Annotated in this window: 18 protein-coding genes and 2 pseudogenes; 11 read left to right on the plus strand and 9 right to left on the minus strand. The window is 58.9% G+C overall.

Going from position 1 to position 23604, the window contains the following annotated elements; genetic code table 11:
* Positions 1-459 precede the first annotated feature (459 nt).
* Together NKH01_RS03585 and NKH01_RS03590 are read right to left on the minus strand one after the other, a co-directional pair.
* Positions 460-2346 (minus strand): adenylate/guanylate cyclase domain-containing protein, encoded by a 1887-nt coding sequence (locus tag NKH01_RS03585; protein WP_353018961.1) that lies wholly within the window; start codon positions 2344-2346, stop codon positions 460-462.
* A gap of 543 nt (positions 2347-2889) precedes the next feature.
* Positions 2890-3177: pseudogene (locus NKH01_RS03590) on the minus strand (AhpC/TSA family protein); the annotation flags it as partial.
* 332 nt (positions 3178-3509) lie between these two features.
* On the opposite strand from NKH01_RS03590, the gene NKH01_RS03595 reads away from it, so the two are divergent.
* The 5 genes from NKH01_RS03595 (at position 3510) to NKH01_RS03615 (ending at position 8285) form a co-directional block, all read left to right on the plus strand.
* Positions 3510-4973 carry an alpha/beta fold hydrolase gene (locus NKH01_RS03595; protein WP_353018964.1) on the plus strand — a complete coding sequence of 488 codons (1464 nt, stop codon included), beginning with the start codon at positions 3510-3512 and terminating at the stop codon, positions 4971-4973.
* 384 nt (positions 4974-5357) lie between these two features.
* Positions 5358-5606, plus strand: coding sequence for a phage integrase N-terminal SAM-like domain-containing protein (locus NKH01_RS03600; RefSeq protein ID WP_353018967.1), 249 nt, complete (start codon positions 5358-5360; stop codon positions 5604-5606).
* Positions 5607-5740: 134 nt separating this feature from the next.
* Positions 5741-7039: an epoxide hydrolase family protein gene (locus tag NKH01_RS03605; protein ID WP_353018969.1), complete on the plus strand. Its 1299-nt coding sequence runs from the start codon at positions 5741-5743 to the stop codon at positions 7037-7039.
* A 406-nt stretch (positions 7040-7445) separates the two neighbouring features.
* Positions 7446-7877 carry an ATP-binding protein gene (locus NKH01_RS03610; RefSeq protein ID WP_353018971.1) on the plus strand — a complete coding sequence of 144 codons (432 nt, stop codon included), beginning with the start codon at positions 7446-7448 and terminating at the stop codon, positions 7875-7877.
* A 42-nt stretch (positions 7878-7919) separates the two neighbouring features.
* A complete protein-coding gene (locus NKH01_RS03615) occupies positions 7920-8285 on the plus strand; it encodes a response regulator transcription factor (RefSeq protein WP_353018974.1) in 366 nt (121 codons plus the stop codon).
* Here the strand turns inward: NKH01_RS03615 and NKH01_RS03620 are convergent.
* The 3 genes and pseudogenes from NKH01_RS03620 to NKH01_RS03630 all read right to left on the minus strand — a co-directional run bounded on the left by NKH01_RS03620 (position 8266) and on the right by NKH01_RS03630 (position 9951).
* A complete protein-coding gene (locus NKH01_RS03620) occupies positions 8266-8877 on the minus strand; it encodes a DNA-3-methyladenine glycosylase (protein ID WP_353019183.1) in 612 nt (203 codons plus the stop codon). The genes NKH01_RS03615 and NKH01_RS03620 overlap by 20 nt on opposite strands.
* Positions 8878-8898: 21 nt before the next feature.
* Positions 8899-9258: pseudogene (locus NKH01_RS03625) on the minus strand (nuclear transport factor 2-like protein); the annotation flags it as partial.
* 96 nt (positions 9259-9354) lie between these two features.
* Positions 9355-9951 (minus strand): redoxin domain-containing protein, encoded by a 597-nt coding sequence (locus NKH01_RS03630; protein WP_353018976.1) that lies wholly within the window; start codon positions 9949-9951, stop codon positions 9355-9357.
* A gap of 571 nt (positions 9952-10522) precedes the next feature.
* Here NKH01_RS03630 and NKH01_RS03635 point away from each other — a divergent pair.
* The 6 genes from NKH01_RS03635 (at position 10523) to NKH01_RS03660 (ending at position 17650) form a co-directional block, all read left to right on the plus strand.
* Entirely contained in the window at positions 10523-12955 is a 2433-nt protein-coding gene (locus NKH01_RS03635; protein WP_353018979.1) for a PAS domain-containing protein, read from the plus strand.
* Positions 12956-13330, plus strand: coding sequence for a response regulator (locus NKH01_RS03640; RefSeq protein ID WP_352546984.1), 375 nt, complete (start codon positions 12956-12958; stop codon positions 13328-13330).
* 93 nt (positions 13331-13423) lie between these two features.
* Positions 13424-14041: a response regulator transcription factor gene (locus tag NKH01_RS03645; RefSeq protein WP_353018981.1), complete on the plus strand. Its 618-nt coding sequence runs from the start codon at positions 13424-13426 to the stop codon at positions 14039-14041.
* A gap of 289 nt (positions 14042-14330) precedes the next feature.
* A complete protein-coding gene (locus NKH01_RS03650) occupies positions 14331-15290 on the plus strand; it encodes an enoyl-CoA hydratase/isomerase family protein (RefSeq protein ID WP_353019184.1) in 960 nt (319 codons plus the stop codon).
* Positions 15291-15345: 55 nt separating this feature from the next.
* Positions 15346-16752 (plus strand): class II fumarate hydratase, encoded by a 1407-nt coding sequence (fumC, locus tag NKH01_RS03655; protein WP_353016567.1) that lies wholly within the window; start codon positions 15346-15348, stop codon positions 16750-16752.
* Between the two features lie 94 nt (positions 16753-16846).
* On the plus strand, positions 16847-17650 hold the full coding sequence (locus NKH01_RS03660; RefSeq protein ID WP_353016496.1) for an MIP/aquaporin family protein: 804 nt from the start codon (positions 16847-16849) through the stop codon (positions 17648-17650).
* A 511-nt stretch (positions 17651-18161) separates the two neighbouring features.
* Here the strand turns inward: NKH01_RS03660 and NKH01_RS03665 are convergent.
* From NKH01_RS03665 to NKH01_RS03680, 4 genes are all read right to left on the minus strand, one after another.
* Positions 18162-19760: an MFS transporter gene (locus NKH01_RS03665; RefSeq protein ID WP_353018982.1), complete on the minus strand. Its 1599-nt coding sequence runs from the start codon at positions 19758-19760 to the stop codon at positions 18162-18164.
* Entirely contained in the window at positions 19757-20980 is a 1224-nt protein-coding gene (locus NKH01_RS03670) for an HlyD family secretion protein (protein WP_353018984.1), read from the minus strand. Before NKH01_RS03670 ends, NKH01_RS03665 begins: the two co-directional genes overlap by 4 nt.
* Positions 20981-21171: 191 nt before the next feature.
* On the minus strand, positions 21172-22245 hold the full coding sequence (locus tag NKH01_RS03675; protein WP_353018986.1) for an MBL fold metallo-hydrolase: 1074 nt from the start codon (positions 22243-22245) through the stop codon (positions 21172-21174).
* Between the two features lie 762 nt (positions 22246-23007).
* Positions 23008-23307: a hypothetical protein gene (locus NKH01_RS03680; protein WP_353018988.1), complete on the minus strand. Its 300-nt coding sequence runs from the start codon at positions 23305-23307 to the stop codon at positions 23008-23010.
* Between the last annotated feature and the right edge of the window lie 297 nt (positions 23308-23604).

Consider the following 23604-nt stretch of genomic DNA (forward strand, 5'->3'; position numbering starts at 1 on the left):
TGCTTGCGTTGCGCTCGTTTCCGCCGTTTGCCTGGCCAACGTCATGGCTGTCCACCAGAATGACCAACACCAGTGGCGGTACCGATTGGGAAGATAGGGTTGGCAAGGAAATGCGATGTCCTCTCAGTTCACGGAAGCGGACCGCCAGTTCCTAGCAGCGAGATCTATAATAGCTGACATTCAGTTCTGCGCGAGCAGCGTCCTGATCTGACCCTTTCGAGACCTTCCGGGGTCGAATTCTCTTCTTGGAAGCCGACATTGCCCGCAACCAGCATTCGTGACCCTCCTCGGACCTTCGCGAGGCAAAATTCAAGGACAAGTCCTGACCCTATTTCAGTCATTTAGCGGCGTCTAAATCTGGGGGGTCACTCAAGAAATGCCCGTATTATGCGCGCCACCTCCTCGGGGTCTTCCCAATAATGCTTGGGGATATCGCGGTCCTTCGCGTCCGCACAGCAGCTACTTCAGGCATTCGGGCAGGCGCTGCGGACTGCTCAATTTGGCCAGTTGCTCGTCCGACGCGCAAACCGGGAAGCCGGCGAGCTGCATCGTCTCGATGAAGCGCCGGCGCTCGGCAGCGCTCATGCCCGGTTCGTTGACCATGCCTTCGACCGTCAAGTCCGGGTGGCGCTTGAGCGCTTCCTTCACGAAGACTTTCGCCTCTTCGATCCGACCCAAGCCTGCAAGCGAACTGCTGTGCACGACCCACCTCCATTTCTCATAATTATCCGGTGTCAGGCGCTCCAGCATCTTCAGCGCGTCCTCATAGCGGCCCACCATATAGTAGGCGTAGGAGAAGGGGCCGGAGGTCCACATCGGGTAGTTCGGGTCGAGTCTGATCACCTGATCGACCATATCCGCACCACGTTCAGCCTCGCCAAAGGCTGAGGCCCAACCGGCATAAAAGGTCAGGATTTCGGCCGAACCAGGGGCCAGCCGCAGGGCCGTGTCCATCTCAGCCTTGGCACGCGCGATGTCGCCCCTTTCGCCGAAGCTCATGCCGAGCGCTGCATGCGCCTCGGCATCACTTGGATCAAGCCGGACGGCGCGTTCAGCCGCATCGGCGGCTGCCTTCCGCTCACTCTCGGGATTAACGCCGAAGCTCGCCAAAAGACCGTGGGAATGGTAAAGCTCGACCCAGGCTCGGGCGAGCCCCGGATCGAGTTCAACGGCGCGGGTGAGCAGCTTGATCGCCTCCTGGATATCGGCTTTGGTGATCTGCTCAAGTTTCTCGGTGCCGAGCAGATAATACTCATAGGCGCTGAGGTTTCCGGGCCTTTTGCGGTGGGCGGCGATCCGCCCGGCTTCCTGAATCAACCCGGCGCCCCCACCGAGACGATTGGTGACCTGTTCGGCGATTTCCGTCTGAACAGCAAAGATATCCTCGTCGGGACGATCCCAACGATTTGACCAGAGATGCTGGCCGGTCGCCGTGTCGATCAACTGCGCCGTGATCCGCACACGATCCGCCTCACGCTGGATCGATCCTTCGATAATGTAGCCGACATGCAGTGCTGCGCCGACCTCGCGCGGGTCCGCAGCCTTTCCCTTGTAGGCCGCCGTCGAGTTGCGCGCTACGACCGTGAATTCAGGAAAACGCGCCAGATCCGTGATGATATCTTCGGTGAGACCGTTCGCGAGGCGTCCGGTCGCCTCGTCGCCGCCATAATTGTCGAAAGGCAGCACCGCCACCGACGGTTTGCCACTCACCGGCGCCGCTGGCCAGAACTGCCAGGCGGCTCCGGCAATGAGCAAGAGACTAATGAATGGCGCCGTCCCTGCCAGGGCCCAGCGCGGCGGAAATCGCACGGCCGGACGGCGTCTGGTCTGCCCTTCGAGTGTGATGCGGAAGGCTTGCACCGGTTCGGCGATGTTCTTCACCTTCTGCTCGCCCATCGGCTCGAAGCCGAAGGCGAGCTTCTTTTCGACCTCCTTGGCCACCTTGCCAGAGACACAAATGTCGCCGGGCTCCGCTAGCTGTTGGAGCCTGGCGGCAATGTTGACCCCATCACCATAACGATCGTCGCCATCGACAATCACTTCGCCGAGATTGATGCCGATCCTCACCTGAATTCGTTCTGCCTCCGGAAGCGAAGCGTTACGCTCGCCCAGGCCGCGTTGCAGCGCCACCGCACATTCCACCGCATCCACAACGCTGGAGAATTCGGCGAGCATCCCGTCGCCCATCAACTTGAATATGCGCCCATGGTGGCGGGCGATCTCCGGCTCGAACAGCTCCTTGCGCCCCGCCTTCAGCCGTTCAAACGTGCCCGCCTCGTCGCGCTCCATCAGCGCGGAGTAGCCTACGACATCGGCAGCGAGAATGGCGGCGAGCTTGCGGTCCATCTAGTTGGCCCTGCCTCCCACCAAACCATAGTCTTTATCGGTCGTAGCGTAAATGAACGACCGGCCTGGCCGCGCGTCGCCACTGGGATTTCAATGGCGTATGATGCCAATCGAGGGGAGACCCCACGCCCATTGCCATCATGACGATGAAGGCAGACGTTATAATATCCCAGTAAGGTCCGCTCACCGCCCCAAGCGAGACCTCTACGCTGTGTCGGCGAATGCCCGGAAATGGCGCGACCGAGCCGGCCGCAGGACTCGGCTCTGTCGTACAGCCACGGACTACGTCGCGCTTGGGTGGAAACTTGCCGTATGGCACGCCTGTCGGATGGCGTAATTGCGGCAAGGAGCGGACGTCGCCCCGCCTGGCGTTGAGGCTTGCTCAAACTCTAGCGTTCGGGTCGCTCGCGGGCCGTTGAATCGAAATCACTACGAAGCCTAAGGGCAGACCTTAGCCCTCCGCGCCTGAGCATCTCGATCTTGGTTAAATCCACAGAATCACCACAGGACGGTGATCGTCGAGCGCGTTTTTCAGCAGCCTCATTAATGTGCAACTTGGGAAGCTGCCGACATCAATTCTTTGGGATTTGGAGCCCGGCATACATTTTGGCCTTCCTCTTCAGCTTCCGTGAAGCTCCAGCGCACCACGCCTTCCCGATCGAGCAAGAACTCGCCGATAAGTGGCATGTGACCGGCGATCATAATCTGCTGGTCGGCCTCCGTAATTTCGTACCCGTCCTTTTTCTCAAGAAAGTCGCCCGCCGCAGCCGGGTTCATCGGCTCGGGCAACTCCCCCGGCAGATCGATCCGCATTGTCATGACCGCATCCACTGAAGGTCAGGTTCCCGACCTCGTTTTGGACGTTCAAGTCTGCAACGCCCAAGGCCGTCAACGGGTCGACTCCGGCAGGTGGCTGAAGGTCAGCTAACGAGGCGCGCTGCGAATGACCGGTAGTGGCGCGATCGAGCCGCAAGTCGACCTCACCGTGATTTCTATCCTCATTCGGTACGGTAGGGCTCATTTGGTGTGGAAAGCGGTAGTTCCGGCTGTGTTCTCAATTGGCGCGCGATGAACGGAAATCTGGCCATGGGTTTGAAGGTCGATTGATCTCGTGCGTTCCTCGGAAGCTCAACGCTGCAGCAGATCGAAGCGGGTGGCTAGGAATGCAGCTCGACAAAAGGGCTGCCAGACCCGTACGCTGCGGTATGGTTGACTTGGCCGACCTTAGCGAGCGGAAGCTTGCGGCGATCCTTGCCGCGGATGTCTCCGGCTACAGCCGGATGATGGAGGTGGACGAAGCCGGCACGCTTGCGCGCCTGAAGGTACATATTGGTGAGGTCGTTAGGCCCAGGATCGCGGCGCATCGGGGCAATATCGTCAAGACCACGGGCGACGGCCTGCTCGCAGAGTTCGCGAGCGTCGTTGAGGCGGTTGAGAGCGCTGTCGAAATCCAGCGGTCGATGGCAGAGCGAAACACTGGTGAACCTGAGAACAGCCGAATCCTTTACCGTGTTGGGATCAATCTCGGTGACGTCATTTTCGAGGACGGAGACGTCTTCGGCGACGGCGTAAACGTCGCCTCCCGGCTTGAGGGGCTCGCCAAGCCGGGCGGCGTGTGCGTCTCGGACATTGTGCATCAGGCAGTCGCGGACAGGATCCAGGTGCCCTTCCGTGACATGGGCAACCAGCGAGTGAAGAACATCTCCCGACCTATTCGTGTCTGGCAGTGGACGCCCGACGCGTCGCCGCAGACGACGAGACCTGTCGAAGCGGCGCTGCATCAGCGGGTGCAGTTCGCGACGGCGTCGGACGGCGTGCAGATCGCTTGGGCCAGCATCGGTCAGGGAGCGCCGGTGCTGAAGGGTCCGAACTGGCTGAACCATCTTGAGTATGAATGGCACAGTCCCATTTGGCGTCCGATTCTCGCGAAGTTCGCGAAGCTTTGCCATCTCGTGCGGTTCGACCAACGCGGAAACGGCCTCTCGGACTGGGAGGTTGAGACGGTATCGGAAAATGCAATGGCCGGCGACATGTCCGCAGTCGCGACCGCTGCACGGCTGGATCGGTTCGCGCTCCTCGGCATCTCGCAAGGCTGCGCCTTTTGCGTGCGTTATGCTGTGGACCATCCGGAGCAGGTGACATGCCTCATCCTGCTGGGCGGATTTCTCCGAGGCCGGCTAATGCGACCGGATCTCGATCAAAGGAAGCTATATGAAGCCGGGGCGATGATGATCCGCGACGGCTGGGGCTCGCCGAATCCCGTTTTCAGGCACTTCTTTACTTCGACGTTCATCCCCGACGCCCCACAGGAGATTGTGGCGAGCTTTGACGAACTGCAGCGCATTGCCACGAGCCCCGAAGCCGCGCTGCGACTCTGGGAAATGAACAGCAAAGTTGACGCGACCGAGTTGGCAAAGAGAGTCCAAGTCCCAACGCTCGTGCTGCATTGCGTGGGCGATCGCGTCGCGCCGATCGAGGAGGGCCGCCTGATGGCCAAGCTCATTCCGGGGGCGATGTTTGTCGAAATGCAGGGAAATAACCACGTGCTCATTGAAGGCACTCCCGCCTTCGACCAGTTCTTCGAGGAAACGGCTGCCTTCTTGGCTCTGCACAACCCGGTCGCATAGCGTTACGATCGGTTTTCCAGATCGTTGGGGCTGGCGTTGTGGCACCAACAAACTTCCGAAATGGACACGACTTGTCCGAGAGCTTTCTCGACCCAAGGGCAGAGAAGGGTCGACTCCAGGCGGAGCGCGAAGGTCGGCTTGGGAGGAACGCTGGGAACGTCAAGAAATGGCGCACCCGCGACCTCCAGCGCGGTCGCCGGTAATGTCCGCTTTAAGGCAGTTGCACAGTTGCACAGCTAACTTTAATGACCGAGATTGGGCGCAAGCACGAACCCGCTTCGCGGGAGTGTCGCCTGGTTCTGAGATGGCGCGGTATTCATAGGCCTTGAGCGGGTAGAGCCCGCGATCCGACCATGGAGTTCCCTTCAACGAGAGGAACTTGCCATGGCTACCTTGTCGACCGATGCTCCGACCACGCCGCTTCGCCAGCGCATGCAGCAAGATATGCTGATGCGGGGTCTGGGACCGCATACGCAGCAGGACTACGTTCGTCATGTCCGGCGCTTCGCCGCGTTCCTTGGTCGCGCCCCCGACACCGCGACGACCGAGGACATCCGACGCTTCCAGCTGCGCCAGCATGAGAACGGCCTGGGCCCGGCGACGATCAACGGTGCGGTCTCGGCGTTGCGGTGAGATGCGCTTGACGCGGGAGCATACCAAGGTATCGGCGATACCAACGTCCAATAGAGCCGACCGGCACTTACTGGCCTCATGGGTTGATGCTGTCTCGAGGCGAGCAGCTTTGACCAAATTATGAGGAGGTACAGATGTCACCATTATCTTCAATCTCCACCCGCCGGGAAGTTCTCGCGGCATCCGCCGCAGGGGCTATTGCAATGATTACCTCGGCGGGTGTCGCCGGGGCGATTTCGACGAGTGGCGGATCTGCCGCCATCCGCCCGTTCCGTATCCACGTTGCGGACGCGGATCTCGTTGACCTCAAGCAGCGTCTCAAAGTCACGCGCTGGCCCGAGCGCGAGACGGTGAACGACACCACCCAAGGCGTTCGGCTCGCGACGATGCAGGCACTAGCGCACTATTGGGAGAGCGAATACGACTGGCGCAAATGCGAGGCCTACCTGAACGGGCTGCCGCAGTTCGTTACCGAAATTGACGGGCTGGACATCCACTTCATCCACGTCCGCTCGAAGCACGCGAACGCGCTGCCGGTCATTGTCACCCATGGGTGGCCCGGCTCGATCATCGAGCAGTTGAAGATCATCGGTCCCCTGACCGATCCGACGGCCCACGGGGGCAGCGCCACCGACGCCTTCGACGTGGTTATCCCCTCACTGCCGGGGCACGGCTTCTCAGGCAAGCCGACGGTGCCGGGGTGGGATCCGATCCGGATCGCGCGGGCCTGGGGCGAGCTGATGACCCGCCTTGGGTACACGCGGTATGTGGCGCAGGGCGGCGATTGGGGGAATGCCGTCACCGAGCAGATGGCCCTGCAGACGCCGCCGGGTCTTGTCGGCATCCACACGAACATGCCGGCCACCTTGCCGGATGAAGTCTCGAGTGCGCTCGCGGCGGGCGGCCCAGCGCCGTCCGGCTTGTCGGCCGACGAACGCTATGCCTGGGATCAGCTCGACTTCTTTTGGAAGCATGGGCTTGCCTACGCCCAGGAGATGGCGAACCGGCCGCAGACGCTGTACGCGCTGGCCGATTCACCTATCGGGCTGGCAGCCTGGATGCTCGATCACGATGCGCGCAGTTACGACCTGATTGCCCGCGTCTTCGACGGAAAGTCCGAAGGTCTGTCCAAGGAAGACGTCGTCGACAACATCGCGCTCTACTGGCTGACCAACACCGCGGTCTCGTCGGCGCGCCTCTACTGGGAAAGCAAGCTGGCCTTCTTCTCGCCGAAAGGCGTGCCGCTCCCCGCCGCCGTGAGTGCGTTCCCGGACGAGATCTACATGGCGCCGCGGAGCTGGACCGAGAAGGCCTATCCCAAGCTGATCTACTACAACCGTCTCCCGAAGGGAGGTCACTTCGCGGCCTGGGAACAGCCGCAGGTTTTCACCAACGAGCTTCGGGCCGCGTTCGGGTCGTTGCGTAGCGCCTGACCCTGCCAGTGCAGACCTGCCCGCGCCCTCAGCTCAGGGCGGGTCTGCGCGCCGACCCGCCCCCCGTAGGCGGGCTGCCGCTTCTCCTTCATGATGTCATCGTCGATCATCGTCACGCGCGGACGCTTTATTTTTGAAATCTCCGCCGAAAATCGGGGCCTTGCCTCCGCCCAACGACCGACGTTAACAGAAAAAACCCTTAGACCGATACCAAGGTGCTATGGATTTTCGGAATGGGAGCGGGCACCGTCCATTGCTACGGCATTAAACCCCACGGGTTTGGAGGGAGTTAGGTGGCTACGCCAGCGCAGCCTATGCTGCTTGAGAGCGCTCAACTGGATCGAGTGCCTAGCGTGTGTGTATTCTTATGCCATTAATAAAGAATCGCTTCGACCGCGACCATCGAGTGGTTCAGATGGTCGGTCTATGTCGTCATGGTCACCCTGGTAACCATTGGGATACTGACGGGATCGACATCATATCGGCGCAGCGCATTGACGAGTTGACGCTTCGCACAGCTGCCGGCGCCGACCCATGCGTCGGTCAGCTAGGCATCGTTGAGCAAAATCCTTTCTTCGCGCCGCCTCAAGTAGGCTCTTCAAAGATTGTTTCAACGCCGCACCAACAAAGCGCTCTCGCAGCGAAGCTGATCATGAAGCCCGAGGTTTCTGAGACAAATGGCTTCAGGGCTGCCTGGGGCATCGGTCTTTCTGTCAGCAAGACCATAATCGAGAATCACCAGGGCCGCGTTTGGGCCGAGCGTAACGACGGCCCAGGCTCTGAGGCCTGCTTTCTCCGTTCCCTCCCTGATTGTGGGGGAATCGGCCAACAATTTTGATCATGCCCGCCAAAGTTTCGCGGATAGTACTGGGAATGCATAATGATACGACGAGCATACATCGCTGTAATCGACGATGATGAGTCCATTCGCGAGTCGCTTCCGGACCTAATCAGCATGTTCGGCCATGAAGCCGAAGCATTCTCCTCGGCAGAAGAATTCCTGGCTTCGAAACTGATCGATCAAGCCAAATGCTTGGTCCTTGATATCGCAATGCCTGGTATGTCCGGCATCGAGCTTCATCGCGAGCTGGCGCAAGAGGGTCGGCAGATTCCGATCGTTTTCATTACAGCCCATGGAGATGAACAGGTCTGTGGGCATCTGCGTCGGAGCGGGACAATCGAATGTCTCCTAAAACCGTTCACCGATACTGCGTTGCTTGATGCGCTCAACGCTGTTCTCCGCTAACGGGTTGCGATCCTGGACCGCTGACCAACGGACTGTGCCTGACATAGAACCGTAGGAGTCGGTCCGCATCCCGCGAAATACCGATCCTGGTGCTCTGCCCGATTTCGCCGGGCTCGTCGTCCTCACCATGTCCGAGCCACAGAGGGCCTTTCCGGCAAAGATCGAACCCGTCGAGCGAACGATCAATCCGCAGTGCTTGGGCGATCCTTCCCGGCCCTCGCGCCAGGTCGCGCAAGCGCTCGACGCCGCGATTGAGCCGCATGATGGTGATGCCTTCGAGCGGTTCGAGGGCGCGGATCAGGACACCGGTTCCGATCCCTCGCATCTCGCTGGAGACATTCAGCATGTATGAAATGCCGTAGGCGAGATAGACATAGGCGTGCCCGCGCTCGAGAAACAGCGAGCGATTGCGCGGGGTCATCCCTCGGTAGCCGTGCCCGGCGTCGGCGACGACATAGGCTTCGGTCTCGACAATGCGACCGCTGGCGATGCCTTCAGGCAATTCGCGCACCACCACCTTGCCAATGAGATAGCGGGCGAGAGCGGCCGTATCTTTCGGCAGCTCCGGGCGGGCGATTGGACGGATGACCATCCTATGGCGGCCTGGTTTCAGGATCCGCTCGACCCATTGCGCGCGCGAAGGCCCCGGCTCGAACGGATCGGCGCAATACTGAGTCTCGCGCGCCACCTTGCCGTCGAGAAACTCCATGATGCTGACCGTACAGGAAGGCCGCCCGTCATAGGCTAGGACATATTCGGTGACCCAGAGGTCGCCGGCCCCGATGATCCGGCGCACCGTGAAGCGCTTCCGGTTCGGCTGAGCGGCGCGAGACGAATGAATGTTCCGCCTGCCGCGGATGCGCTCGCCCGATTGCGGATAGTCGAGCACCGCGTGGTGCCCGGCCTCGAAATCATTCGCATCGGAGGCGGCCCAGTGGCGATCCAAGGCCGCTCGTATCTCCCGGTCTTCCATATCAAATCTTCTTAACCCCCTAAGGCCCAAACCTCGCACAGCGACTAAAGCTCGTCACCTTGCCAGCCCGCTCTCGCGCACCGACAATCTTCGAATTCATTCCTGTTCGCGAAGTGTTTGAGCGCGCGTCTTTCCATAAGGATAGAAAAGCTCCTTACGACCCGTCTGCCACGCAGCCCTGAATTCCGGCCTGGTGATGTCCCAGTCCGGCCGGCATTTCATGGTCATCGATCGCATGTCCTGTCGCAGTTCCTCCACGGTCGGTCGCCCGAAAAACCAATACCCATTGTAGACCTTGTAGACGATGAGGCCCGGCTCCAGGACGATCACGTGAGGGATCATGGGGTTGTGCGCGGGATCCGTGTACTCGGCGATGTCGAGGTCCTTCTGGATCACGCGCCGCGGGTCGGAAAGAAAAGGCCAATGAGCGCCAGCGCTCAATCGATACTCGTTTGTCTCTAGGAGATTATCCGTGGTGATGGTGACGAGCCGGCAATAACCCACTGCCATTTCGTGATAGAGCTGAACAAGCCCTTCAGCCTGCCGTCGGTCCCTAGGACAGTACCCACCTCTGCCGAGAACCAGGACCATGGGGTCTTCTCCCTGCAATTCGGAAAGCCTTCGCCGCACGGCACCATGATCCGGTAGCTCATAATCCGGAAAAATCGATCCTGGAATGATGTCGGAGCGCATCTGAAAGCCTCGCTGAGTGTCCCGGAGGTTGAGAACCATATTGGCCGGACGGACCATAAAAAGCCGGTCGAGGTATCAAAATCCATCATGCGATGGTGTCGCCGATACCATGGAATAATGGTTACTCCAGCATCGAATATCGGTCGCTAGGCTAAGGCTGAGGTTGCTGAGCCCTGGCAGAATCCGCCGCTTGCCAAGGCAAAGGCATTCGGCGTCGGCCACCGGCTTGTTCAGGGTTGCTCCCCGTGATGGTGAATGCCATCGCGGGTCGCAGATATTGCCTCGAAGTGTTTGAGTTCGTTTTTTCCCATCGCGTATTTCGGTCTCCGTCACCAAAATCGACACCAAGGCATAATAGACGTTCGTGTTGTCCGGGGGCATGGTGGCACGGGACGTAAACCCGTTCTGTTATGCGACAACGAACACGAAGAAACCGCCGCATCTGTTCCTTCGCTGGATATGAGCTCGGCGGAGCGCGTCATGCCTGTGCTTTCTTCAACGGCGATGACAAGGCCTTTCGCGTGAGTGCCGCAGAGCAGAAGAAGCACTGTGCAAAAGCGAAGAAGCGCTCGTGACAAGCCAGCACAATTTCAAACTCATCATCGATACCATTCCTGCGATGGCGTGGTCAGCTCGGCCGGACGGACCCATTGAGTTTCTAAGCCAGCCCTATCTTGAGTACACGGGCCTCTCCATTGAGCAGGCGAGGGGTTGGGGCTGGACGGCCGCGGTCCATACTGACGACCTGGATGGGCTGATCACCATATGGCAGACAATCATAGCCTCGGGTAAAGCCGGGGAGACCGAAGCGCGATTGCGCCGATTTGATGGAAGGTATCGGTGGTTTCTTATCCGCGTTAACCCGTTGCGGGATGAGTCTGGCAACATCGTCAAATGGTATGGGGCGAACACTGACATCGATGGGCGGAAGCGGGCTGAGGACAAGGCCGTCGAAGCTGAGAGCGAGCTACAACGGACTATCGACGGCATACCGGCGCTGGTTGCGACCTATAGCGCGGATGGCTCGCGAATTTCTATCAACAGGCGGGGGCGCGAGTTCACGGGGCTCTCTGCTGAGGATGTGACGAATGGTAGGTGGAGAGGCGCAATCCACCCAGATGACATCGGACTTGAAGAGAGCAAATGGCGCGCATGTGTCACGACAGGAGAACCGTTCGAACATGAGTACCGAGTGCGAGCGGTCGATGGTACGTATCGCTGGCACATGGCCCGTCGCGTGCCGCTCCACGACGAAGCCGGCAAAGTGATCCGCTGGTACGGCATGAGCCATGATATTGAGGGTCGAAAGCAGGCGGAAGCGTTCCTCGCGGGCGAAAAGCAACTGCTGGAGATGATCGCATCGGGCAGTTTGCTTCGCGATGTTCTAAGCGCATTGTGCGAATTTATTGAAGGGGCCGCGCCTGATTGCTTATGTGATGTTCACCTGATCAATTGGAGCAACTCGACATTTGAATATGCCGTGGCTCCTTCTCTGCCTTCCGGCTACAGCGACCCGATTGCGGGGATGCCCGTCAGCGGTGAGCTTTTGCCATGTGGCATAGCGGCTTTTCAAAAGATACAGGTGGTAGCGGTGGACATCGAATCCGATCCGCGCTGGTATACCTCGCCTGTTCGGTCCCATGTTCTGCAGCACGGATACAGATCGGTCTGGAGCACGCCGGTCTGTTCCAGGGAAGGGCGGGTGTTAGCCACCTTTTGCATCGTCCAACGAAAGCCAGCGACCCCATCGCCGCACCACCAGGATCTCATTGCGCACGCAACGCAGATCGCCAGCATCGCTATCGAGCGTTCCCTGATCGAAGCAGCGCTTAAGCGGACCGAAACTTTGCTCTCGGAAGCTCAACGTCTGAGTTCAACTGGCGCGTTCTCGTGGCGCGTGGACACAGACGAGATCGCATTTTCCGAGGAACTTTATCGTATCTTTGAATTTGACCCGAATGCCCCTGTGACGCTCGACCAGATCAGTGGGCGAATCCACGCGGACGACATTCCGTCACTAACTACGCAAATGACTCGGGTTCGCAGCGGTCAGAGCTATCTGGGCTACGAGATCCGGCTACGGATGTCGGACAACAGGGTCAAGTATCTACGCACTTTCGGCCGGGTCATCCGCCATCAGGATGGCCGGATGGAATGCCTTACTGCGGTTCAGGACGTCACAGAGCGCCGGCAGGCGGAAGAAGCCCTTGGCAAGGCTCGGTCTGAACTCGCACATGTCACCAGGGTTACGAGTCTCGGAGCGTTGACCGCCTCGATAGCACATGAAGTCAATCAGCCGCTGTCGGGCATCATCACCAACGCCAGCACCTGCCTTCGGATGTTGGCCGCCGATCCGCCAAATGTTGACGGCGCACGTGAGACGGCACGTCGCACGATACGCGACGGCAACCTTGCCGCCGATGTGATCGCGCGATTGCGTGCGCTCTTCAGCAAGCAAGCCCCTACGATCGAGCCGGTAGATTTGAACGAGGCTGCACGCGAGGTAATAGCATTGTCGGCGGGCGACCTTCAGAGAAGTCGCGTGGTTCTAACCCCCCAATTCCCTGAGGGGCTTCCGCTCGTCGCAGGCGACCGTGTTCAACTTCAGCAAGTGATTATGAACCTGTTGCGAAATGCTGCGGATGCGATGAGCGGCATCGAAGATCGGCCCAAGCGGTTGGTGATTAGAACTGAACCCGACGGAGCGGATTCTGTGCGTCTCTCGGTAGAAGATGCAGGTACGGGGTTCGGCGCCGATGGTCCGGAGCGGGTCTTCGAGGCTTTCTACACAACCAAGAATGAAGGCATGGGGATAGGTTTGTCCGTCAGCCGCTCCATTATCGATAACCATTGCGGGCGCCTGTGGGCGGCAGCGAATGACGGCCCGGGGGCTACGTTTACGTTTTCCGTACCCGAGTATTCCAAGTGCCAGTCGTCGGCAGGGGACGTGGCTCTAAGCGCGGGTGTCCGAGGTCGGCGACGCTCAAAGATCAGTGGGGGTTAGATGAAGCTTACGCATGCACTCGTGTCGGTGGTCGATGACGATCAATCCGTACGTGAGTCCCTACCAGATTTGCTGCAGGAGTTCGGCTTTAGCGTGAAGGCATTCTCTTCAGGGAAGGAGTTCCTCGCGTCTGATGCCGTCGATAAGACCAAGTGCCTCATTCTCGATGTTGCCATGCCTGGCATGACGGGACCCGAGCTGCAAGTGGAGCTGGCACGTCGCAGAAAGATGATTCCGATCATCTATATCACCGCGCAAAGGGATAGCACGATCCGCCAGCGTCTCATCGAACAGGGTGCAGTGGAGTGTCTGTTCAAGCCGTTCAGCGATCAGGTTCTTCAGGACGCGCTTAGTTCGGCGCTCCGTGATCCTTGAACCTGGTGGATTGTTAATGCCATCTCAGGAGGATAATTTGCGATGTACTCTTATCTATCGGTTCAACGAGACGGTGCGGCGAAATCGTCATCCATGTCGGACGAAACACCTGTCGTATTCATTGTCGACGACGACGTTTCAGTACGCGAATCGTTGGAACTACTCATCTGCTCTGTGGGCTGGCGACCAGAGACGTTCGCCTCAGCAAAGGCATTCCTCGAGCGGTCACGTTCGCTGGTTGCGAACTGTCTGATCCTCGACGTGAATCTTCCTGATCTGAGTGGGCTCGACCTGCAGAAGCTCATATCTGTCGACCGTACCGACATGCCCATCATCTTCATAACCGGCTATGGCGACGTACCGATGACGGTTAAAGCGATGAAGGCTGGGGCTGTCGAGTTTCTCACCAAACCATTCAACGACGAGGAACTTTTGGGTGCGATTAAGCTGGCACTCGAAAGAAGTAAGACCGCACTTGCTCTGGACTCTGAGTTGCACGCCCTTAGGGATCGTTATGTATCGCTCAGCCGACGCGAGCAAGAGGTTATGACACTGGTCGTGCGTGGTCTCTTGAACAAGCAGGTCGGCTTTGAGCTTGGCATCAGCGAAATCACAGTCAAGGCACATCGTGGCCAGGCTATGCGGAAGATGCAGGCCCGCTCGCTGCCCGAGCTTGTGAACATGGCGTCCCGACTCGGCATCGCTGAGTAGAGGCTTCTCTGCGCGCCCGAACTATCGTTCAATCGCCGTCGCGCGGTGAGAAGCCTCATCAATCCGAAGGTATTGGCGACACCATCGTCCTATCGCCTTAGCGACGATGTTCCTGCACCTATAACCATAGTTTCGAAGTGAACGTGGAATTCTTGGCAGGAGTGCTGGCGAGAAGGTGCTGTGCTTGTGAACATTTTCGAGCGTTTGGCACTGTTAATTATGTATCGGTGTTGAAGCTTAATCTCTTGCAACGCTGTAGACCTTGGCGATCAATGAGGTAAAAATAGTTATGGACAATTCTAAACTTAAAAAATCAGTGATGCTGTTTTCCATTGTTGCGGCGCTCTACTGCTCTAGTGTGTTCGGGCAGAATTCAAAGCAATCCAGTGATGCTAGCACGCCGCTTGCAGCGACACCGAGTACGAAGACGGCGAAGATCCGCCTGACACGTAAGAGTGAGGCCTACTGGGAAGTCACTTTCAACAATCCGCCGCTCAATATAGTTGGCCCGTCCGAAGTGCGCGAGCTTGCAAAAATTGTTGGCCAGATCGAAGCCGATCCGAGGGTCAAGGTTGTAGTGTTTGACAGCGCGGTGCCAGACTATTTCATCGCTCATTACGACCTTTTGAGTCCCCTTAAGGACTCCAGCGGTATGAAGCCGGGGCCAACGGGCATGCATCCCGTGCCCGACATCATGGTGCGCCTCAGCCGCCTGAGGGCAGTGACGATTCTTTCAATTCGTGGACGGGCGAGTGGCATCGGCAGCGAGCTTGCGCTAGCGGCAGACATGCGCTTTGCAAGTCGGGAGAAGGCGGTCGTGTCGCAGTTTGAAGTTGGCGCCGGCTTCGTCCCTGGGGGCGGCCCTATGGCGCGACTGCCTCGGCTGGTCGGCCGCGGCCGCGCTATGGAGATGTTGATCGGTGCCGAGGGCTTTGATGGCGAACTTGCCGAGCGCTACGGTTATGTGAACCGGGCGCTGCCCGATTCAGAATTGGACGGTTTTGTCGACGCCTTGGCGACGCGCATTGCTTCGTTCGATGGGCAGGCGATTGCCGACACCAAGAACCTGATCAACCAGGCTAGTTTGCCCCCGGACTCCGAAATGCAGCCGGGCTGGGACGCATTCATCACTTCTGTACAACGACCTGCGGCTCAGGCACGTGTGAAGGTCCTTGTCGATGAAGGGCTGCAGCAGCCTGGGGACGTCGAGAAGAACCTGGAGCAATATACCGCCAAGTATCAGGAGTAGTTTGCGAAGCGTGGAATTCGATGGAGCGACTTGAGGCGTTGTGGAAGGACTGATCATGATGCAAATGCGCAAGGAGACCGATAGTCTGGGCGAGGTAGATGTCCCAGTCGATAGGCTCTGGGGAGCCCAGACGCAAAGGTCTCTTGATCATTTTTCCATAGGGAAGGATTTGATCCCACGCGAGATGATCGCGGCTTATGCCGTCCTGAAGAAAGGCGCTGCCAATGCAAACCACACAGGTGGGCGACTCGACGATCAGGTCCATCGACTGATCGTCCAGACATGTGACGAGATCCTTGCCGGGCGACATCAAGACATGTTTCCCCTGCATGTCTGGATGACGGGCAGCGGCACCCAGTTCAATATGAATGTCAATGAAGTGATTTCCAACCGGTGCTGCCAGTTGGTCGGGACGGTCCTTGGCAGTAAGACACCGGTACATCCGAACGACCATGTCAACATGGCGCAGTCGTCGAACGATTCATTCCCTTCCGCGATGTACATCGCTACGTCGATCAATGCCAAACAGCGACTGATGCCGGCGGTCAAGCAGCTCTACGAAGCTCTTCTTTCCAAATCGGAGGAATGGAAGGACATCGTCAAGATCGGCCGCACCCACATGCAGGATGCGACGCCGCTGACCTTGGGCCAGGAATGGTCGGGATATGCCGAAATGCTCGCCGACGATCTGGATCGCCTCGAGGCTTCGCTGGATGGCGTCTATCGCCTCGCCCTTGGCGGTACGGCGGTGGGCACCGGGATCAATTCGGCGCCAGGTTTCGCAGAAGCCGCCGCGGCCGAAATCGCCAGGCTGACCGAGCTTCCCTTTGTAACGGCGCCGAACAAGTTCGCCGTTCAGGGCGCGCACGATGCGCTTGTGCAGTTTTCTGGCACGATGCGCACGCTGGCAATTTCCCTGTACAAGATCGGCAACGACGTCCGCCTCATGTCGTGCGGGCCACGGGCCGGCTTCGCCGAACTCATAATACCGGCGAACGAGCCGGGCTCGTCCATCATGCCCGGCAAGGTGAATCCCACCCAGGCCGAAGCGCTAACCATGGTGGCTGTGCAAGTGATGGCCAATGACGTCGCGGTCGGATTTGGCGGGGCGAGCGGCTATCTCGAGATGAACGTCTATAAGCCCCTGATCATCCACAACATCATCCATTCGATCACGATCATGACGGACAGCTGCACGAATTTCCGCAAGTTCCTGGTCGAGGGCACGCAGCCCAACAAGGAGAAGATCGCCCAATATGTGAGCGAGTCCCTGATGCTCGTGACCGCGCTCTCGCCTGTTGTCGGCTATGACAAGGCTTCGAAGATCGCGCACTATGCGATGGACAACGATGTCACGCTCAAGGCGGCCGCGCTGAAGCTCGGCATTGTTTCCGATGCGGTGTTCGACCGCGTGGTTGACCCGGAGAAAATGGTCAAACCTTTCGTCGCAACCTGCGCCTAGGAGCGCGTCAGTTCGTCCGACGCGGGGATTTGGATCCGCTGCCGGCCTCGGCAGAGGCGGTCATCACTTCAACCCAGGATTTCTAGGAGGACCCATGAGCATCCCCCCTGTCGTGTTCGGCGAGGCGGCACTCGCGTTGCAGATTGGCCAGCCTCGATTCAACGCCAACTGGAAAAGTCCCGAGCATCGATTTCGGCGCCTGCTGTCCGAGTTCATCGGTACGGCAGGATTGACCTTTGTATTGTCGGCCGGCGCGGCCATCCTCGTACTGTACGGCGGAATAAAGGTTGAGCCCATCATCGCTGCATTCATCCTATCGGCGATTTCCGCGCTTTGGCTGGTCGTGGCCATCTATTTCCTCGGCGATATCAGTTCGCACTTCAATCCTGTCATGACATTTGCCTTTGCATTGCGCGGCGACATGGGTTGGCCGATGTGCGCGGCCTATGTCGTTGTGCAGTTACTCGCCGCCGCAGCCGGGTCATTTCTTGCCCGCTCGTTCTTTGGCATCGAAGGCAACCTGGCAGCCACCGTCCCGCAAGCTGGGCAGGCCATGCAGGCGGTTTTCTTCGAGGCCATCCTTACATTCGGCATGGTTTTGATGGTGCTTTCGATGGCAAATGGCCCAAAGCTTAATGGCCAGTTCATCCCCATTGCGGTGGGTGCCTACGTGATGTCGCTCGGGACGTTGGGCGGCCCCTACGAAGGAGGCGCGATGAATCCCGCCCGCGCCTTCGGGCCCGACCTGGCCCGGGGCGATCTGTCCACTTGGTGGGTCTATGTTTTGGGACCGGTGACCGGCACGATTGTTGCCGTTCTGGTTGCCAACGTGCTCCGCGGGCCGGCCAAGGCTCAGGAGGCCCAGGCAGCAATGGGAACGCCGCGGGGTGAGGCTTGAGCACTCGGTGGATTTAACCTTCGCCACCCGTCGACGATAGGATGTCATAACCCGTAGGGGTCTTTGAGCAGATCTGGATCCCTTGACGTCTTCGCTAAGATGAATAGCTCCTTTGCGGACTGGGTGATGTTGGTCGCGGAGCGCGTTCTCGAGCGGGAGCATAACTCGGCAAAAACGGACCTTTCTGGCCTCGAGGCGCCCTGCCGTTCGTCGTCGCCGGTGGACCGCAATCGGGATTACTCCGACCACGAAACCGGACATTGAATTCGCTTTCGTGGATTTGGCCGATCGGCCGGTAGCCTGGAGCGCGCCGTGAACGGCACCAAGGCGGTCTCACAGGCCACTTCTAAGTGCGAAACCTCCTCGAGGCGTAGGAGCTATTGACCCGACGCTTGGCAGCGATAGCGGCCTAAGCCGTCGCGTTTGAACGGATTCAGGCGACGCGCTTTAGGTTCTTGTTTTTATACATGTCGTCATCACAAAACCGCTGCGCGCTTTTGCGCGACATGCATCAGACCCTCGATACACCTACCCGGACTGAGGATCGAAGGCCAAGCAACCTCCTGGAGAGGATAAGGCAAGGCGCCGCGAACAAGAACAACAGCACAATCGCCAAGAAGGCCTCGTTGAAGGAAATGGTGACGGCTTGCCTGTCCACGGCCTGCCGCAGAACCAACAGTGCGCCTTTACCAGCAGCAACACTGTCGAGCCCCCTAGTTCCAAGTTGGCCCGCCACTGCCTTCAGGCGCTCTTCGAGGACAACATCGCCAACATCCAGGTGCGATGCCAGTACCGTCCGATTATAGGCAAGTTGTCGATCGAGATAAGTCTGCAGGAGAGCCGTGCCAGCCAGACCACCAACCTGCTTGCCAAGATCGAAAAGACCGATGCCGAAGGGCAGCGCTTTGGCAGGAAGTCGCATGAACGCAACCAGCGTCAAGCTCACGAACAGGAAACCCAGCCCAAAGCCGCGCAAGAGCAGTGGAAACTCCAAATCCACAGCTCCGCTGTCGCTTGTCGAACCCGACATGAGCCACATTGACGAGGCGAAAAACACGATACCGACAGGAGCCAGAGCAAACGGATTTATTCCGCTTTTTTTTATGCCGATTCCCGCAATCAGCAGCGAACACCCCAACATCGCTCCACTCGGCAGAAGAAGAGTTCCAGCATCCGTCGCGGTGAAGTTTAGGACGTTCAGGGCGAAGGCCGGGATAAGAAAGGCGCTGCCGGACAGGGCAAATCCGGCTACCAGGCTGGCAACAATAGCGAAGCAATAGTCGGGATTACCCAAAGGCGACGCGGGAAGTATCAGACGATCCGATGCAAATCGGAACTCCCATAGCAGCAGGAGGATGACCGCCAGCAGGCCGGTCAGGGTGAGAAGGATGATGTGCCCGTCGTCGAACCAATTGAACCTGCTGCCTTGCTGCGACACGTAGGTCAAAGAGGCTGCGGCGATTCCAGCCAGCGCGATCTGGATGTAGGGGATGCGGATTCTGTGGCGGACCGTTTGTCCGCGGTCCGCCGCGAGCATGACGAGGGCGACGATGCCCACCGGCACGTTGCTCAGGAATATCCAGTCCCACGACAAGTGGTCGACAAGCCAACCTTGGAGCGCTGGTGTCACTGTCGTTGGGGCCATGACGGAGCCGAGGGCCAAGAGAGCTTGCACAATCGGTTGCTGACGGCTCGGGAAACGAAGGAACAGCAGCGTCTGGCCTGCCACGAGCACGGTCGCGCCGGCAAAACCCTGAACGATGCGGCAGACGTCAATCCAGGCAATATCGACGGAAGAGATCATTGCGGCAGACGCCAAGAGAAGCGCGACCGTGCCGGCGCGCAAACAGGACGTAGGCTTTAGCGCTGCAACAAGCAGCGGCGCGACCAAAAAGCCGGTCAGCTTGGCCGCGAGAAATGCGATGTCGAAAGTCGCAAATTCGTCAGTCGTGGCATGTATGTCGCCCAGCATATCCAGGCGCCCAATAGAGAGCGCCGTGCTGGCGATCGAATCCATGACGGCGGTCAGTACAACTCCGGTCAAGACCAATGCGGCGCCGAGTACCTCGGGCTTCGTCAGTAACGGTCGCGGTTCGATCTGACGGCTCATTGTGCCGTACCGGGCCGATTTTCCGCAAGGTCGCCGACCGGGTTCGAAGTGGTGGTCGCGGGATCGGTTTCCCTGCCCACCCGGACGGCAATGCGGGCTGAAAGTCCAGGAACCAGCCGACCAGGCAACGGATTGTGTGTAAGTCTTATCTTGACTGGAACGCGCTGGACGACGCGGATGAAGTTACCCGTCGCATTGTCCGGTGGCAGCACGCTGAAGGCAGCCCCGCTACCCGGGGCGAAGCTGTCGACGACACCATCGATATGAACGTCAGGGTACTCGTCGATGACCACCTGAACAGGCTGTCCAACCTCCATTCGACCAAGCTGGGTCTCCTTGAAATTGGCGACGACCCATATATCCTTGACCGGAACAACGTCCATCGCCGGGGTGCCAGGCGTGACGTAGCGTCCGACGCGAACTTGCCGGTTTCCGATGACGCCGTCGATCGGCGACTGGATGACGGTATTGGCGAGATCCATCCTGGCCAGGCTGACAGATGCTTTCGCCAGAGCCATCGCTGCTTGGGCACCGGCGAGTTGGGCGTCGAACACCCCAAGCTTCAGCCTCTGCGCCAGAGTATTGGCCGCCTCGGCTTTGTCCCCCGCCTCGGCTTTTGCGAACGCGGTCTGCGCATCCTGGAGTTTCTGTTCGCTGGCCGTCCCGCTCTTTCGGAGAGCGGTGTAGCGGTCAAGATTGGCTCTCGCCAACAGCAAATCCGCTGAGACCGAGCGCTGCTGTGCCACCGCTTGTTCGATCAAGGCATCTTGCAGTTTCTGCGTTGCTTCAATGTTTGCGATCTCGGCCTGTCGGGTGGACAGAGTGGCAATGGCTTCGTCGAGTTTCGCCCGGTAATCACTGTCGTCGATGCGAAACAGAAAGCTCCCTTTGCTAACGTCGGCGTTGTCGCCAACTGCAACTTCCACCACATAGCCGGAGAGCTTGGGCGCGATACTCGTTATATCGCCGCGGACATAAGCGTTGTCGGTAGTCTCTTCGGAACGACCGTGGAAATACCATTGCCAGGCCCAGGCTGCCGACAGCGACATCGTTACAGTCGCCACCACTAGAATAGCGGTCTTTCGACCCCAGCTTATTGGTGCTTCCGTTGATTTTGGCGAAGCCACCAGGCCGAACACGGGAGACGCCGCCGGTTGCGATTCCTCCTCGCTCCTCAACGCCGATTGCGTGGGTCCTTCAAAGCCTTCAACTCGGAGCATCTCAACGATCCAATCTCCAACATGCGGGGGTAGTCAATCTTGCGAATTGTTTGGCCATGTCTGAGGGTTGCCGGCTAGGCGCAGGGTTGGTCGACTGCTCCCAGAAGACCCTTTGGACCACACTTCGCGCCGCCTCTGAGCGGGACCGTCGCATAACGACGATCCCGTCTGAACTCTCGGGTACCAGGCCTTCAGTCGATACGAAGGCTCAGCTCCATCGCGTAGCACTGGTCCCAGATGAACACGTCATAACCGGCCAGTCGGGACTGCCACTTGGGCGTGACGGCATTGACGCATTTCACAACGACGCGGTCGATGTAGTTGTCGTAGACGGCCCAGAGGTTGGGCTTGTCCTCGGCTTCCATTTCCTCGCCTGGGGGCGTTGATTTGAGGGCAGCAGCGGCAGCTGTCTTCAGGTCATTCATGAATTCGAGCTGCGTACGTACATCGGAATGAGTGCCCACGCGATTGACATGGCCTCCGACGAGCGTTTCGAACGGCAATGTGTCGATGTACGCCACCTGGTCGAAGTAACCGGGGATGTCCTTGGCAAGCGCAAAGCGACGCCAGGGCATCCAGCCAAGGAAGATCACGTCGACCACCATCAGGACCTTCTGCTCGGGAGCATAGATGAAGATGTTTCCTGGCTCATGGGGGCTGCTGCCGGGATAGCTCAGGTCGAGAACCTGACTGCCGACCTTCAGGGTGTAGTGATCCTTGAACGTGACCGTAGGCACAGGGCGCCTCGGATCCTTGGCCCGTTCGAGCAGCCGTAGGGTCTCTTCTTGGGCGATGATGATTGGATGACCGCCGAGGTCGATTACGCCGCCAATATGATCTACGTGCGCATGGCTGTAGACGACATGTGTGATCGGTCTGTCGGTCACCTCGGCGATAGCCTGGCGTATGTGGGCCGAGTATCCCGGAGGTGCGTCGACCACGACGACGCCGGTTTCGTACACCAGGAACATCGACTGGTAGCCGTTGTCGGTGACCATGTAGAGGCCACGGCCCAACTGTTGGCTCCGGTATCCCTTCTTCGGGTCGATGGCCGGGGTTACGTCTTCCTTGGGAATCGGAAGATAGTGGTCAACGCGCGTACCTATCGGCGCCAGCGATGGCATACTCTGGTAAGGGGCGCCAGGCTGTCCTGGCAAGGTCTCGGCGCGGGCGCTCTGGTTAGGCGCCGACCCGAGTCCGATGGTGATCGCGACAGAACCGACCTTCGCCGCTGCCGCCAAAAGATTCGAGCGGAAGAGAAACATAACAAACCTCCTGGTTTGACTGATGTCTGCAGGGACATTTGTCGATAATTCGAAGATTGGTTATTATCCTTAGGTGTCGCGGATACCATGGTATTAGAATTACCCTGCGGCCCTCGCCACCAGCCACGCCTTCGAGCAATCGCCCTGGTATGGTCTTGAGTGTGTCGGGGCGGATGCGGCGCGAGAAATCTCACCTCTGTCGCCTCCTTATGGGTGTCTTTCGTATGGCCCAAAATGTGCTCTGGCTTGACGTCAGATGGCTTGGCCTCTTCACCGGCGGGTTAACCTTGGGCCCCAAAGCCGCCAGGGTTTCAATGATCGTTCTGATCTGCCGACCTGCCTCGTCGTCGAGTGGCCCAAAGTATTGCCGAGACTATCGTACAATAGATTTGCCGCTACTGCGGGTCGATCTGGGCTCTACCTGATAGGGCAAGATCGACAAGGAGCAGGCGATTGGATGCCACCGATTTCTTGACCGACCGGCGGGAAATTCTCCCCACCGCGAGCCTGACCGGGCCGCGAACCGCCCATTGCGGGCACTTGGGAGGAAGTCATGTCACCGACATTGCAGGGTCGGAGGATTTGCGCGGCATAACGGCAAAATATTCGGGACACACAGATACCGGGCGGGACAGTTTTCCTACGATTCTGCCAAGTTTGAGCCAATGGCAGAAGATCTTGCGCGACGCCACAGCAAAATCGGAACCAACAGAGTGCGCGACAGAGAACAGTGTGAGCCAAGCACGGTGGATCCTGGTGCCGCTATTTGGGTTGTGGATTGCGTTCGCCGCCGCGGGTGCGATTTTGTGATGACCACGCGGCCTGATCCCTCTCCGGAGGCACGCTAGCGGAGAGCCACTGGGAGGTGTCAGCGCAGAACTCGGCGTAGGGTTTGCTCATGGTAGCGTCCTGACATTCTCGCATCATCATCTCGCGCTTGGTCTGCGGCATTGCCATGAACGCTACCTTGAATTCAGACATCGGTTTAAGCGTTTTCATGCTGGCATCGGTGTAGAAGGGCCGAATGTTTTCCATCGCGTCCAGTGCGCCGGCAAAAGCCACGCCACTGGCATCGATCAGTGAGACAAAATCGGCGGGTGCGGCCCCTGGATATCGCTCGATGCGGGGCAGTGCGTTGGAGCCAACTTCGCATTGCGCGGCCTCACAGCGAGACGTCGACTGATGTCACTAGGCCGGTTTCCAAGGCGCAGGGCCATGGGGAGAGACGGCAGGATTTCCTGCCACAGCAAGCACGGAAACAACAATGGCGGGCACTAGGCCCGGCATTGTCCGGCTCAACAGAGTTCACCCTGGCTTGAAGGATCATGAGCCGGCAAGGGCATTCAGATCGGCACAGAA

The sequence above is a fragment of the Mesorhizobium sp. M1403 genome (assembly GCF_040317695.1).
Lineage (GTDB): Bacteria > Pseudomonadota > Alphaproteobacteria > Rhizobiales > Rhizobiaceae > Mesorhizobium.